The organism is Phreatobacter sp. (genome assembly GCF_052440005.1).
Lineage (GTDB): Bacteria > Pseudomonadota > Alphaproteobacteria > Rhizobiales > Phreatobacteraceae > Phreatobacter.
The window spans coordinates 13,831-27,665 of sequence record NZ_JBQVQL010000066.1 but is presented as its reverse complement, the minus strand read 5'-3'; the positions used below and the strand labels follow the sequence as shown (position 1 = coordinate 27,665).

14 protein-coding genes are annotated in these 13,835 nt (G+C 69.6%); 5 read left to right on the top strand and 9 right to left on the bottom strand.

The window, feature by feature from the left end; genetic code table 11:
• Positions 1–295, top strand: a 295-nt coding sequence (locus ACT6XY_RS16030; RefSeq protein ID WP_444749328.1) for a GreA/GreB family elongation factor, incomplete at its 5' end; no start/stop codon positions are given.
• Positions 296–567: 272 nt separating this feature from the next.
• Here ACT6XY_RS16030 and ACT6XY_RS16025 read toward each other — a convergent pair.
• On the bottom strand, positions 568–1,131 hold the full coding sequence (locus ACT6XY_RS16025) for a HutD/Ves family protein (RefSeq protein WP_444749327.1): 564 nt from the start codon (positions 1,129–1,131) through the stop codon (positions 568–570).
• A gap of 13 nt (positions 1,132–1,144) precedes the next feature.
• Complete coding sequence (locus ACT6XY_RS16020) at positions 1,145–2,233, bottom strand: TRAP transporter substrate-binding protein (RefSeq protein ID WP_444749326.1); 1,089 nt, start codon at positions 2,231–2,233, stop codon at positions 1,145–1,147.
• A 294-nt stretch (positions 2,234–2,527) separates the two neighbouring features.
• Between ACT6XY_RS16020 and ACT6XY_RS16015 the strand changes: the two genes are divergently transcribed.
• A complete protein-coding gene (locus ACT6XY_RS16015; protein WP_444749325.1) occupies positions 2,528–4,690 on the top strand; it encodes a DNA/RNA non-specific endonuclease in 2,163 nt (720 codons plus the stop codon).
• Positions 4,691–4,757: 67 nt separating this feature from the next.
• Positions 4,758–6,344, top strand: coding sequence for a peptide chain release factor 3 (locus ACT6XY_RS16010; protein WP_444749324.1), 1,587 nt, complete (start codon positions 4,758–4,760; stop codon positions 6,342–6,344).
• Here ACT6XY_RS16010 and ACT6XY_RS16005 read toward each other — a convergent pair.
• The 4 genes from ACT6XY_RS16005 to ACT6XY_RS15990 form a co-directional block, all read right to left on the bottom strand.
• On the bottom strand, positions 6,326–7,033 hold the full coding sequence (locus tag ACT6XY_RS16005; RefSeq protein ID WP_444749323.1) for a hypothetical protein: 708 nt from the start codon (positions 7,031–7,033) through the stop codon (positions 6,326–6,328). The two genes, ACT6XY_RS16010 and ACT6XY_RS16005, sit on opposite strands and share 19 nt — an antisense overlap.
• 187 nt (positions 7,034–7,220) lie before the next feature.
• Positions 7,221–7,817: a protein-S-isoprenylcysteine O-methyltransferase gene (locus ACT6XY_RS16000; protein WP_444749322.1), complete on the bottom strand. Its 597-nt coding sequence runs from the start codon at positions 7,815–7,817 to the stop codon at positions 7,221–7,223.
• Complete coding sequence (locus ACT6XY_RS15995) at positions 7,814–9,073, bottom strand: hypothetical protein (RefSeq protein WP_444749321.1); 1,260 nt, start codon at positions 9,071–9,073, stop codon at positions 7,814–7,816. Before ACT6XY_RS15995 ends, ACT6XY_RS16000 begins: the two co-directional genes overlap by 4 nt.
• A 218-nt stretch (positions 9,074–9,291) precedes the next feature.
• Complete coding sequence (locus ACT6XY_RS15990) at positions 9,292–10,845, bottom strand: hypothetical protein (RefSeq protein WP_444749320.1); 1,554 nt, start codon at positions 10,843–10,845, stop codon at positions 9,292–9,294.
• Between the two features lie 64 nt (positions 10,846–10,909).
• On the opposite strand from ACT6XY_RS15990, the gene ACT6XY_RS15985 reads away from it, so the two are divergent.
• Positions 10,910–11,200 carry a hypothetical protein gene (locus ACT6XY_RS15985; protein ID WP_444749319.1) on the top strand — a complete coding sequence of 97 codons (291 nt, stop codon included), beginning with the start codon at positions 10,910–10,912 and terminating at the stop codon, positions 11,198–11,200.
• Between the two features lie 29 nt (positions 11,201–11,229).
• Here the strand turns inward: ACT6XY_RS15985 and ACT6XY_RS15980 are convergent, their stop codons facing one another.
• The 3 genes from ACT6XY_RS15980 to ACT6XY_RS15970 form a co-directional block, all read right to left on the bottom strand.
• Entirely contained in the window at positions 11,230–11,382 is a 153-nt protein-coding gene (locus ACT6XY_RS15980) for a hypothetical protein (RefSeq protein WP_444749318.1), read from the bottom strand.
• An 85-nt stretch (positions 11,383–11,467) separates the two neighbouring features.
• Entirely contained in the window at positions 11,468–12,016 is a 549-nt protein-coding gene (locus ACT6XY_RS15975; RefSeq protein ID WP_444749317.1) for a hypothetical protein, read from the bottom strand.
• Positions 12,017–12,099: 83 nt separating this feature from the next.
• The gene (locus tag ACT6XY_RS15970; protein ID WP_444749316.1) at positions 12,100–12,300 is read right to left on the bottom strand and encodes a hypothetical protein; all 201 of its coding nucleotides are present in this window, start codon (positions 12,298–12,300) and stop codon (positions 12,100–12,102) included.
• A 196-nt stretch (positions 12,301–12,496) separates the two neighbouring features.
• Here ACT6XY_RS15970 and ACT6XY_RS15965 point away from each other — a divergent pair, with 196 nt between their 5' ends.
• Complete coding sequence (locus tag ACT6XY_RS15965) at positions 12,497–13,831, top strand: acyclic terpene utilization AtuA family protein (RefSeq protein WP_444749315.1); 1,335 nt, start codon at positions 12,497–12,499, stop codon at positions 13,829–13,831.
• Positions 13,832–13,835: the final 4 nt, after the last annotated feature.

Sequence of the window (13,835 nt, the reverse complement as noted above, 5' to 3'; positions counted from 1 at the left end):
CCTGGCGCTGGCCCGCGCCGGCCGCGACGCGCGCTACTATTCCGCCCGCCACGCCAGCGCCGAGTTGGTCGGCCCGCCGCCCGCCGACGGCCGCGTGCATTTCGGCAGCCGCGTCACCTTCGACCGCGACGACGGCCGCCGCCAGACCTTCCGCATCGTCGGCGAGGACGAGGCCGAGCCCGCCGAAGGCACCATCTCCTACGTCTCGCCCGTCGCCCGCGCGCTGATGGGCAAGGAGGTGGGTGACGTCGCCGTGGTCGCCGGCGGCGAGGTCGAGATCGTCGCCATCGGGTGAGGGGGGGTTGCTGGGACAAGTCCGTCCGGCGGGTCATCCGGGATGCCCCACCCGCACCCTCCCCTCGCTGCGCGAGGAGAGGGGCACTACGACCGCGCACCCATTCTGCCAGCGTCCCGCCGCCTGACACCGATCGCGCCAGACGATGGAATGAGAGAGAGGCGGAAACGTCAAAGTCCCCTCCCCGCGCGAGCGGGTAGAGTCAGGGTGGGGCATTCAAGGAATCACATGGTGGCGTGGTCAGGTTGGGCTTTGACGGCCCAGCGCTGCCCTCACTCCTCCCGGATCGTCACCACGGCCGCACGCCCGCCGGGAGCAGACGACACCGTGACCGCCTGCGCGCCCTCCACCTGGACGGCGGCGCCCTGGTGCACCACGACGGTCTCGCCGTCGGCGGTGAGGCTCCAGGCCTCCTCCAGCGCGAAGAGCACGACGACCGGCGCCGCGGCGACCGGCTCCTCCGTGCCGCGCCCGCGGCGGATGGCGACCTCGCCCGTCGCCGCGCCGTCCCGCGTCAGCAGGTTGAACGCGGTGGCGGGCTTGTCGTCGCGCAGCCGGCAGAACGGCGCCGGTGCGCCGGCGAAACGCGTCGGCTGGTCGCGGGGGAGCGTCCGGGTGCCCTCCCCTGCGAAATCGAGATGGACGCCCGGCCCCTCCACGATGGTGAAGGTGCGCGTCACCCCGGCATAGTCGGAGAAAGGGCCGTCCTTGAGGATGGCGGCGGTGCCGACGCGCCAGTCCGGCTCGCCGTCGGCCCCGAGGCTGACGGCGATGTCGGTGGCGGTGCCTCCGCCGTTCTTCCACGGGACCGTGTGGAAGCCGGCGGGATCGAGCATGCGGATCATCGGCTCACTGCGGCGTGTAGGTGATGCCGCTGATCGGCGAGACAATCTGGTTGTAGATCTCGCCGCAGCGGGCGCCGCAGCGCCTCACGAAGGCGGGCAGCACCACCTTCTGCATGGCCTCGCGCAGCAGCGCCACGTCGGCCGGCGTCTCCCGCGTGATGGTCATGGGCCGGTTGGTGACGACATGGCCGATCTTGCAGCCCGCGGCATTGCCGGAATTGCACTGGATGCCGTCCTCGGTGAGCTCGGCGCCGAGCTTCCACTGCGCTTCCTCCACCTCGTTCATCGTCGCCTGCAGGAAGTCGCGCACGGCCGGGTCGAGCCGGTTCCACCAGGCGAGGTTCACCGCATAGGCGGCGACGCCCCACTGGATGGGCAGCGTGTAGAGATGGCGCGTCACCTCGTACCAGCGGGCGCCGTTGCCGGTGGCCGTGCCGGTCACGGCGCAGTCGACCACGCCGCGCTCGAGGGCCGAATAGACCTCGGGGAAGCCGATCGCCACCGGCTGACCGCCGATGGACTGGATGAAGTCGTTCTGCGAACCGCCCGGCGTGCGCACGCGCCGGCCCTTGAGGTCGGCGAGGCTGGTGACGGGATCGCGGCAGAACAGCACCTGCCCGGGGAAGGGATAGAAGGCGACGATCTTGATGCCGACGCGCTCCAGCTCCTTGTTGAGCGTGGGGAGCATGGCGTGGGCGATCCGCCGGCCCTGCTCGTGCGAGGGGTTCTGGCCGGACATGTCGATGATGTCGAGCAGCGGCACGTCGCCCGCCACCGTCGGCAGGGCGAGGCCGGCGAGGTCGATCTGGCCGGAGCGCAGCACGCGGATCAGGTCGGGGCCGGAGAGGTTGCGCTCCGGCCAGCTCGCCAGGGTCACGCGGATGCGCCCGCCGGAGCGCTGCGGCAGCGCCTCGCGCAGCATCGGAATGTCGACGCGGGTGTATTGCGGAATCGAGGGCGAGAGCTGCGTCACCATCTGGATGGCAACAGGGGGCCCCGGCGGCAGGGCGGGCGCCTGGGCGAGTGCGGGGCCGGCCAGGAGCGAGACGGCGGCCGCGAAGGCGGCGGCGGCACAGCGAGACGACGAGACCATGGGTGTCCTCCGGACGCGGGGACATGCCCGCCGCACCCGACTATAAGCGCGCCTGACGCTGCGTCGAGACGGCCGGTTGCAGGGCTCGTCGCGCGGCACCAGCACGGCGCGCATGGCTGACGCGGCGCCCGGCAGCCCCGTGGCCCCTCGTCTCCTGCCCTTCGCCGCCATGCCTCCCGGCGGCTCCCGCCGCCCTGACTGGGCCTGATGTGACACGCTCAGGCCGTCTTGACGTAAGGATATGAATACCTTTAGTTGTATAATATAAGAATACAACTTTGATGGAATGTCGGAATGGGGGTCGTCGGCTCCGCATTCGTCCAGGTGGATCAGGCCGAGGTGGAGATGCTTCGGCAGCTCCTCGATCTCGTCGCCGACAAGCCCCCTGTTGCGGTGGAAAGTCCGGACCGCCGCGAGGCCCGGCGACGCTTCCTGACGGAGACGCTCGGTGCCGCAGGAGAGGTCGCTTTCGAGCGCGTCATCGCAGGGGATGAACTCCAGCCGGTCTCCTATCTGGAGCGGGGCATGGTGGCGGCCCGGGCCGTCGCCAAGGTGGCGCTGCGAACCGCGGGCGGCGCATCGGACGGCTCGGGAACGGGTTTTCTCATCGCCCCCGGCGTCCTCATCACCAACAACCACGTGCTCCCCGATCGGTCGATGGCGAGCCGATCCCGCGCGCAGTTCAGCTACGAGCTGGACGCGGCCGGCGCTCCCGTCGAGCCGGTCGATTTCGCCTTCGATGTCGACGGGCTGTTCCACACGCACCAGGCGCTCGACTTCACCGTCGTCGCTGTAAGCGCGGTTGCACAGGACGGCCGGACCCGGCTCGACGGCTTCGGCTACCTGCCGCTGCTCGGCACCACCGGCAAGGCCATGGAGGGCGAGTGGCTGAGCCTGATCCAGCATCCGAACGGCGAGCGAAAGCAGGTCAGCATTCGTGAGAACAAGCTGATCAAGCGGAAGGCCGACGTGCTCTGGTACTCGACCGACACGAAGCCGGGCTCGTCCGGCTCCCCCGTCTTCAACAACGACTGGTACGTCGTCGCGCTGCATCACGCGGGCGTGCCGGACATGCGCAACGGCGTGCCGCAGACCATCGATGGTGTGGATTTCGATCCACGCAGGATGAGCGACGACAGGGTCAAGTGGATCGGCAACGAGGGCATCCGCGCGAGCCGGATCTTCCAGTCGCTGCAGGCGGCGCTGCCCGGGCATCCGCTGCTGCAGCCGCTGTTCAGCGCCACACCCTCATCCGCCCGCATCGAGGTCGGCCCGGGCGGCCACGGCACGCCGCCGGAGGCGACGCCCTCGCATCCCCCGTCCGGTTCATCGCCCCTCCCCGCGCCACGATCACCTGTGAGCACCGCCATGGCCCATGTCGAGACCGTCACCATCCCCGTCGAGATCAGGCTCACCCTCCGCCAGGACGGCGGGCCGGCCACTCCGGCGGTCGTCACCGGGACCGAGAGCATCCGGGCCGAAGCTGCGTCGCAGAAGCCGGCGGAGCGCGAGGCTCCCTTCGACCCCGACTACGGCAAGCGGAAGGGCTACGACGCGAAGTTTCTCGGGACGGGGGCGAAGATGGTCGGCCTGCCGGTTCTGGGACAGCAGAACACGGTGAACGCCGCTCCGCTGCTGAGCCCGACCGCCCAGAACAAGTTCGTCCTCCACTACGCCAACTACAGCGTCGTGATGCACAAGGACCGACGACTGGCCATGTTCAGCGCCGCCAACGTCTCGTTCGGCAGCCGCTTCGACATGCCCCGGACGCGCGATGTGTGGCGGCGCGATCCGCGCATCCGGGCCGATCACCAGCTCGAGGGCTTCTACTACGCGCGCAACAATTTCGACCGCGGCCACCTCACCCGCAGGGAGGATCTGGAATATGGGCCCACGCCGGCCCTCGCCCTCATGTCCGCGGGCGACACCTGCCACTGGCCCAACTGCGTGCCCCAGCATGCCAGGTTCAACCAGAACCGCGAGATCTGGCAGGGCATCGAACGCTACATCCTCGAGGAGTCGATCTTCGCCGGGAACGTCGATGCCCAGATCTTCACGGGCCCGGTCCTCGACGAGGGCGATCCCGCATACCGGGACATCCAGTATCCGCTGCAGTTCTGGAAGATCGTCGCCGCGCTGAAGTCGGACGGGACGCTCTTCGCCACCGCCTATCTGGCGAGCCAGGAAGAGGTCATCGCCCAGCACGGCATCGAGACGACGGAGGCCCCCTTCGGCGCCTACCGGACCTTCCAGACCACGATCGCGGAGATCGAGCGGCTCACAGGCCTGACCTTCGTCTCCGGCGAGGGCGGCACCACGCCGCTGCGCAGCTATGACCCGCTCGAAAGCGAATCCCGCAGCCGCGGCGCTCGCCTGGCGACGCGCGAGAGCACCGGCGGGATCGCGCTGCCACCGAACTACCGCCGCCTCTCCGGCCTCGGCGACATCACGTTCTAGGCCCCGCCGGCGGGCAGGAGGCCCGCATCCTCTTGCTCTCGCCCGCGGCGCCGCCTAAACGGCCCGCATGGCGAACGAACTCAACCCCTCTCCCTCCGCGCGCCGGCGCACCTTCGCGATCATCTCCCACCCCGACGCCGGCAAGACCACCCTGACGGAGAAGCTGCTGCTGTTCGGCGGCGCCATCCAGCTGGCCGGCGAGGTGAGGGCCAAGCAGGGCCGGCGCCAGACCTCCTCCGACTGGATGGCCATCGAGCGGCAGCGCGGCATTTCGGTCGTCACCTCGGTGATGACCTTCGAATATGGCGGCTGCGTCTTCAACCTGCTGGACACGCCGGGCCACGAGGACTTCTCCGAGGATACCTACCGCACCCTGACGGCGGTCGACTCGGCCATCATGGTCATCGACGGCGCCAAGGGCGTCGAGGACCGCACGCGCAAGCTCGTCGAGGTCTGCCGGCTGCGCGACATCCCCATCATCACCTTCGTCAACAAGATGGACCGCGAGAGCCGCGATCCTTTCGAACTCATGGACGACGTGGAGAAGGCCCTCGCCCTCGACACCGTGCCGATGACCTGGCCCATCGGCGTCGGCCGCGAGTTCGCCGGCACCTACGACCTCGTGCACAACCACGTCCGCCGCATCGACCGTGACGAGGAGCCGATCAAGGTCAACGGCCCAGAGGCCGCCATCTTCGACGAGATGCTGCCGGTCGGCACCGAAGCCTGGCGCGAGAGCGCGCTGCTGGCCAAGGAGGGTGCCAAGCCTTTCGACCTCGACGCCTATCGCGAGGGCCACATGACGCCGGTCTATTTCGGCTCGGCCCTGCGCACCTTCGGCGTCCAGGACCTGATCGACGCGCTCATCGCCTTTGCGCCGGCGCCCCGCGCGCAGATCGCCGAGACCCGCACCGTGCTTGCGGACGAGGCGCGCATGTCGGGGTTCGTCTTCAAGATCCAGGCGAACATGGACCCCAACCACCGCGACCGCATTGCCTTCCTGCGCGTCTGCTCGGGCAAGCTGGTGCGCGGCATGAAGGCCAAGCTCGTGCGCACCGGCAAGCCCATGCCGCTCAACGCACCGCAGTTCTTCTTCGCCAAGGACCGCCAGCTCGCCGAGGAGGCCTATGCCGGCGACATCGTCGGCATCCCCAACCACGGCACCCTGCGCATCGGCGACACGCTGACCGACGGCGAGGACATCGTGTTCAAGGGCGTGCCGAGCTTCGCCCCCGAGCAGTTGCGCCGCGTCAAGCTGAAGGACGCCATGAAGGCGAAGAAGCTGCGGGAAGCCCTGCAGCAGATGGGCGAGGAGGGCGTCGTCCAGCTCTTCGTGCCCCATGACGGGTCGCCCGCCATCGTCGGCGTCGTCGGCGCCCTGCAGCTCGACGTGCTGAAGGAGCGGCTTGCGACGGAATATACCTTGCCGGTCGATTTTGACCCCTGCCAGTTCTCCGTCTGCCGCTGGATCACCGCCGATGACCCGGTGAAGCTCAACGCCTTCGTGGAGAGCCACGGCTCTTCCATGGCCAGGGATCTCGACGGCGCGCCGGTCTACATGGCCTCCTCGGCCTTCTCGCTGCGCTATGAGGAGGAGCGCGCGCCCGGCATCACCTTCTCCGCCATCAAGGACTATCAGCGCGCCGCGGCCTGACGCCCGCTGCGCCGCGGGCCACCCACCGCCTGTCCGACCCAGGCGATGACCTGGGCGTGCAGAGCGGCGTCCTTGTCGATGTTGAAATGGGTGAGGTTGGCGCGTCCCCCGAGGTCGATGTTCTCGAGCCGGCCGCGGAAGCCCGGCGCGGCGGCCACCACCGTGCCCCAGCCGTTGTTCGACTGGTAGAGGTTGACGTAGCGGCGGGCGCCCCCCGTCACCTGCTGCGGCACGGTCGGGTCGAAGGCGACCGCCAGGGCAAGGCTTCCGCCGTTCTGCCCGACGGCGTTGGTGAGTTCCGCGAGGGCGTTGGCGCCGAGCGAGTGGCCCACCACGACAGCCTGGAAGCGGCCGCCGGTCGCGCGTTGGGCGGCGAGGATTTCCGCCGCGATGCTGGGCCAGGCACCGTATTCGTGGACGGTGGCGTTGTAGCCGCGCGCCTTGAGCTTGTCGCCGAGATGATCCATGCCCTGCGAGAAGACGTTGGCGAGGCCGCGCATGAGATAGATGCGCGGCGCCATCTGCTGCACGCCCCCGCGTCGGGCGGCCGTCTGCACCTCGCCGTCACCGCGCGCCATCTGGACGGTAGGGCCGCCGTCGCCGCCCGTCCCCGCGGTCGTCTGGCACCCGGCCAGGATCAGACCCGAGAGGGCGAGGGCAACGAGCCCCAGGCGCTTCGACAGACTCATCGTCAACCCCCCATGCAAGGACGGCCCCTCAACGTCCGGTCCCACGTCCCGGTTCCGGCGGGACGCCGCAGCACCGTGACTCATCGTGGTTAACCGCCTCTGAACGGCGCAGCCGCCGCGATCCGTCATCCATCACGGGCGTGTATCGCTCTGATGTCGCGCGGCGGTCCGCCGGGATCAGTTGGCGTCAGTAGAGGTAGGGGACGATCCGCTTGGTGCGGGCGGCATAGGCGGCATAGTCCGCGCCGAAGGCCTCGTGCATCATTGCCTCCTCGCGGCTGACGCGGAAAGCGTAGAGCAGGCCGAAGCCGATGAAGCCGGCGGGACCCACGATCCAGTTCTGCAGCAGCAGGAGCTGCGCCAGAGCCCAGAGGAAGAAGGCCGTGTACATCGGATGCCGCACGAGCCGGTAGACCCCGTGGGTGACGAGCGTGTGGCCCTCGCGCAGCTCCAGCGTCTGCGACCAGTTGCGGCCGAGCTGGCGATGCGTGGCGAGGAAGAGGGCCAGCGCCGCGGCGAAGACGGCAGCCCCGATCCACGCCTGGAAGGGAGAGAACCCGTAGTCGGCGAAGCGCAGCAGCCCGAACCGCGCCAGCAGGCAATAGGCGATGGGCACGATGCCGAGACCGGTCAGCGAGACCAGGAGCAGGATGCGCTCCTGCCGGTCCACGGCGCTGACGTGGATGCGGTTCTTGCGCTTGTTCTTCACCTCGTGGGGGATGCGGATGGCACCCCAGCCGAACACGCCGATGAGGAAGATGATCTCGGCCATGAGACGGGTCATCGGGCGGTCGTGTCCTCGGGCATGGCGGGAAAGGGCGTGGTCGCCGCGCCGAGCGAGCCGTCGGGCCCCAGCGCGCCCGGCAGGCTGGCGCCATGGCGCACGATGTCGGCGAAGCGGAACGGCCCGCAGGCGATCATGTGGAAATCATAGGTGTAGCGCTGCTCGTTGCCCATCACGTATTGCCGGTGGATGCGCAAGAGATTGCCGCGGAATCGCTTCCAGGTCTGCGGCAACAGCATCCGCGACAGGCGGACCGATTGGCGGATGGGGTGGCTTGCCGCCTTCAGCCCCAGCGCCTCGACCGTGTTGTTCTTGTAGAAGCAGATGAAGTCGACATGGCTGTCATATTCCGCCCAGGTGATGGTAGGGCGGTCGGCCACGCTCTGGATTCGGTCGCGCAGCCAGCCCGCCGCGGGGTGGAGGGCGATCTTCAGGGTGGAGGACCCGACCCCGGCGAGCCCGAGCGGTGGTGTTCCCGGTGAGCCGGCGGCCTCGACCCGCCCAACGGCGTCGAGCATCCACACCGCCCCGAGGCTATGGGCGACGATGACCACCTCGTCGACGTCTCCCGCCGCAAGGCCCGCGGCGATTTCGCGGGCGAAGGCCTCGGCACGCCGCTCGATCACAGAGCGGCGTCGACGGATCATGTCGCGCGCGAAGATCCAGTCGCTGAGCATGTAGGTCAGGTGCAGGCGCGATCCCGTAGCCGCCACCAGCCCGGCGAAGAGGACGAGCCCGGCCAGCAGGTGCAGCCCGCCCGGCAGCGGCGGTCCGAACAGGCCGTAAAGCGCGGGCACGTTCCATGCGAGGGCGGCGAAGACGGCCAGCAGCACCAGCGGATAGGCGGCAAAGAACGCATAGCGCCAATAGGCGAGGGCATAGCGGAAGAAGGTCCCCGACAGAAGGATATCGCAGGCCACGACGAGATAGCGCGGCAGCCGCTTCCACACCGGCAGGCCCATGTCTTCCGCCACGATATCGTCCCAGCGCAGCAGGCGGACATCGGTCTCGACGGTGAAATCGGGACCGGACAGGACGACCGGCCACGCCGTCACAGGCGCATCCGGCAGGGCGACGGGCTGGCCGACGTGAGCGGCGAGCGACCAGGTCTTCTCGAAACGGCCGATCTCGCGTGCGAAGCGGCGATGGTGGGCGCTCGCCGGCAGGGGCTCATAACCCGTCAGGAGATAGGTGCGTCGCTTTCGAACGGAACGAATCTCGGCCTCCGGAGCATTGGACAGGGCGATCAATGCCATGTCGGGACGTCATTCGCCAGATCGCCGGATCGTCGCGGGCGCGGCGGTCCCCGGAAGGCGGGCCGCGGCCTGGCGGCGCGCGCCATCTGCAGCGCCTAGCAGTCCGCCGAAAGGAGGCCCGATTGGCTAGCGCCGTCATCGCGGAAAATGCTGCTGCGCCAGGATCCAGACGAAAAGCGGCTTGGACATGAGATGGCGTCCCAGCCGATAGATGCCGATCAGGAGGATGCTGCCGGCCATGAGACCGGTCCTTCGGGCGACATGTCCTCGGCAGGCTCGGGGAAGGGTGTGGTCGCCCCCGACAGCGCGCCATTGGGACCGAGCGCACCGGGCAGGTTCGCGCCGTGGCCGACGATGTCGGCGAAGGGGAACGGCCCGCAGGCGATCATGTGGAAATCATAGGCGTAGCGCTGTTCGTTGCCCATCACATATTGCCGGTGGATGCGCAAAAGATTGCCGCGGAATCGCTTCCAGGTCTGCGGCGACAGCATGCGCGAGAGGCGAACCGATTGGCGGATGGGGCGGCTCGGCGCCGTCAGGCCGAGCGCCTCGACCGTGTTGTTCTTGTAGAAGCAGATGAAGTCGACATGGCTGTCATATTCCGCCCAGGTGATGGTAGGGCGGTCGGCGACCCGCTGGATCTGGTCGCGCAGCCAGCCTGCAGCGGGGTGGAGGGCGATGGTCAGGGTGGAGGAGCCGACCCCGGCGAGCCCGAGCGGTGGCGTTCCCGGTGAGCCGGCGGCCTCGACCCGCGCAACGGCGTCGAGCATCCACACCGCCCCGAGGCTATGGGCGACGATGACCACCTCGTCGACGTCGCCCGCCGCAAGGCCCGCGGCGATTTCGCGGGCGACGGCCTCGGCACGCCGCTCGATCGCCGGCCGCCGCCGGAGGATCATGTCGCGCGCAAAGATCCAGTGGCTCAGCATGTAGGTCAGGTGCAGGCGCGACCCCGCAGCCACCACCAGCCCGGCGAAGAGTACGAACCCGGCCAGCAGGTGCAGCCCGCCCGGCAGCGGCGGTCCGAACAGGCCGGGAAGGGCCGGGACCAAGCAGGCGAGGGCCAAGAAGACGGCCAACAGCGCCTTGGGATAGGCCGCAAAGAGCGCGTAGCGCCAATAGGCACGGGCATAGCTGAGGAAGGTTCCCGACAGCATGATGTCACTGGCAGCGACGAGATAGCGCCACAGCCGCTTCCACACCGGCAGGCCCATGTCGTCTGCCACGATATCGTCCCAGCGCAGCAGGCGGACATCGGCCTCGACGGTGAAGTCCGGACCGGACAGGACGACAGGCCAGGCCGTCACCGGCGCATCCGGCAGGTCGACGGGCTGGCCGACGTGGGCGGCAAGCGACCAGGTCTTCTCGAAGCGGCCGATCTCGCGCGCGAACCGATGATGGTGCGCGCTCGCCGGCAAGGGCTCATAGCCTGCCAGAAGGTAGGTACGTCGCTTGCGAACGGAACGGATCTCGGCCTCCGGGGCATTGGCAGAGCGATCAATGCCATGCCGTAACGTCATTCGCCAGATTGCGGAATCGTCCCCGGTCCGGCAAGCCCAGAAGGCGGGTCCCCGACATTCCCGGTCGCCCTGCCGCACGCCCTCCCCGCGCGCCATCGATAGCGACGCGCCCCCATCCCGCGGCGGGTCCGGCCCGGTCGGGCCCATACCGCGCTCTCGCCCTGCGCAGGACAGTTTGCCGCCGGCGCCACCGGACTCCGTTCGATGCTGATGCCGATGCCGTTCGACGCCGTTACCGAATGCGGCTATCATCGCGGCCGGACTGCGGAACCCTGACGGGACCGCCGGGTTCCCTTCGCGGCGAGGACATGAGCCGATGGATGGTGGTGAGAGGCAGCCGGACCCAAGGCCGGCGCTGTTCCGCAGGGCCCCGACCTGGAGCGTCGAGCACCAGCGGCAGGAGCCTGAAAGACCGGGCTTCAACGCCTGGGACGAGCGGGTGCGCGCGCGCCAGAACATCGTCGCCGCCGCCGTCGTCCTTTGTCTCGGCCTTGCCACCTACCACGTCATGACGGAACTGCGGGCGAGCTCGCGCGTCCTGGCCTGCATTGAGGCGGGCCATCGCAACTGCGCCCAGCCCGTCATTCCCGGCAATGGTCACCGTTGACGGCAGCCGTCCCGCCGAGGACGAACGCCTCAGAGGCCTTCGCGCAGGAAGGCGCGCGCCCAGCCGCCCTGCGGTCCGGCGAGGCCCGGCCGTGGCGTGCGGGCGGGGGTCGCGCCGCCACGGGCGAGCGCCATGGAGGCGGATGCGGGAGAGGCACTGGCAGTCGGCTGTGACGGTGTCATCGCGGATGCTCCCTTGCCGGAAGGCGCCGTTGCGCCTCCTTCATGGGTTGCGGTCCGCGGCGGGAAGGTTCAACCCGCTTCCGCCCTAACGGCCCGTCGCGACGAACCGCTCCACCTGCTGCCTGAGGCTCGCCGGCGGCTGCCCCTCCTGCGGGGTCAGCACGTCGAAGAGCCGCCATTCGTTGCGGTCCTCGGCGAAGACGAGGATCTGGGTCGTACGGGTGGCATCCCCGGCGAAGACCCGAAACGATACCCGGACGGTCGGCCGGTCGGGCGTGCCGGCGACCTCCTCGATGCGGATATCCCCCGGCCGCTCGGAATCCTGGGCGTTGAGGATCGGGTCCGCCTCCGGGAAGGGCGTTTCCTCACGCTGGCCGCGCGCCTTGGCGCGGTTCCACAGGCCGGCGAAGCGCGAGGTCATCCAGCCCTCGAAGGGTCGCGCCCGGCGCCGCGGCGGCTGCTGCTCGGCCGCGAAATGGTCTTCGAGAAAGGCCCTGGCCTGGTCGGCGGGCGATCGCGCGGGCTGGGCCGTGGCGCTGCCCGCTCCGCCGAAGGCGACCAGCGACGCCGCCAGCAGCAACAGGACGAGGCTGCGACGCAGACCCGCTCCCAATGTCGTGACCATGATCGTCATCGCAGTCTTCCCTGAAGCGGCACGCCCACAGCGTCCCCTGTCCCAACGGAAACTTCAAGCCCGCCTGCAGCCCGTCCCTGCCCTTACCGCACCAGCTCGAGATGGCCGTAGGCCTTGAGGAAATTCCGGCCGCCGGCCCTGTCCTCGGCCAGGGCCGCGATATCGTCGAGCAGGGCGCGGATCGCCCGCCGGACGTCGCCGTCGAATTCCGCCAGGACCGCCTCGACCTCCGCGTCCACCATCTCGGGACAGTCCGCATTCGCCATGCCACGTGCCGCGCTCATCGCACATCTCCCATTTGTTCTTATTATGTTCTCATTTTCTCTCGCTGGCAAGCCCCCCTCCGCGCCGCCCGTCGAGCCCGTCGACGCGGTGTTCCTGCGGCCCCGCCACCCTACCGCCGCCGGCGCAGACCGGCGCAGCGGCCCTCCCCATCATGGCGGGTTGTCGGCTCGTCCGTCACGAACGACCATGGCGCCCATGCGACAGATCAGAATCGGTGCGGGTGCGGGCTTTGCGGGGGATCGGATCGAGCCGGCGGTCGAGCTCGCCGAGCGCGGGCGGCTCGACTACCTCGTCTTCGAATGCCTCGCCGAGCGCACCATCGCGCTGGCCCAGCTTGCGCGCCTCGCCGACCCCTCCGCCGGCTACGATGGCCTCCTCGAACGGCGGATGCGGGCAGTCCTGCCCGCCTGCCGGAGGGCGGGAACCCGCATCGTCAGCAACATGGGCGCCGCCAACCCTCTGGCCGCGGCGCAGAAGGTGCGGGACATCGCCCGCGACCTCGGCCTCGCCGGCCTGAAGGTCGCCGCCGTTACGGGTGACGATATCGTCGACAGCCTGAGGGGCACCGACACCGCCCTCGACGAGGGCGGGACCGTGGCAGGCCTCGGCAACCGGCTCATCTCGGCCAATGCCTATATCGGCGCAGGTCCCATCGCCGGGGCCCTCGCCGCCGGCGCCGACGTGGTGATCACCGGCCGCGCCGCCGATCCCTCCCTGTTCCTCGGGCCGCTCGTCCATGCATTCGGCTGGCGGACCGACGACTGGGACAGCCTCGGCAAGGGCGTGCTCGTCGGCCACCTCCTCGAATGTGCCGGCCAGATCACCGGCGGCTACTTCGCCGATCCCGGGGTCAAGGACGTCGCCGGCCTCGCCCGTCTCGGCTTTCCCATCGGCGAGGTGGCGGAGACGGGCGACCTCGTCGTCACCAAGCTCGACGGCACCGGCGGCGCCGTGACGCCGGCCACGGTCAAGGAGCAGTTGCTCTACGAGATCGAGAATCCCTCCCGCTACCTCCAGCCCGACGTGGTCGCCGATTTCACGGGCGTTTCGGTGAGCGCCGTCGGTCCTGACCGCATCGCCGTCTCGGGCGGGACCGGCGCCCCCCGCACCGGGCTCCTCAAGGTCTCCGTCGGCTACGGCGACGGCTTCATCGGCGAGGGCCAGATGTCCTACGCGGGCCCCGGCGCCGTGGAGCGCGGGCGCCTCGCCCTCGCCATCGTCCGCGAGCGCCTCGCCCTCACCGGCGTGCCGATGGAGGAGACCCGCTTCGACCTCATCGGCGTCGACTCCCTTCACGGCAGCGACATCTCGCAGGGCGGAGCGCCCTACGAGGTGCGCATCCGCGTGGCGGCCCGAACAGCGACCGCCGAGGCTGCGGCGGCGATCGGCGCCGAGGTCGAGGCCCTCTACACCAACGGCCCGGCGGGCGGCGGCGGCAGCTGGAAGGCGGTGCGCCAGGTCGTCGCCATCGCCTCCGCCCTGGTGTCGGAACACCTCGTCGTCCCGCAGCTCACCCTCTTCGAGGCCTGATCGT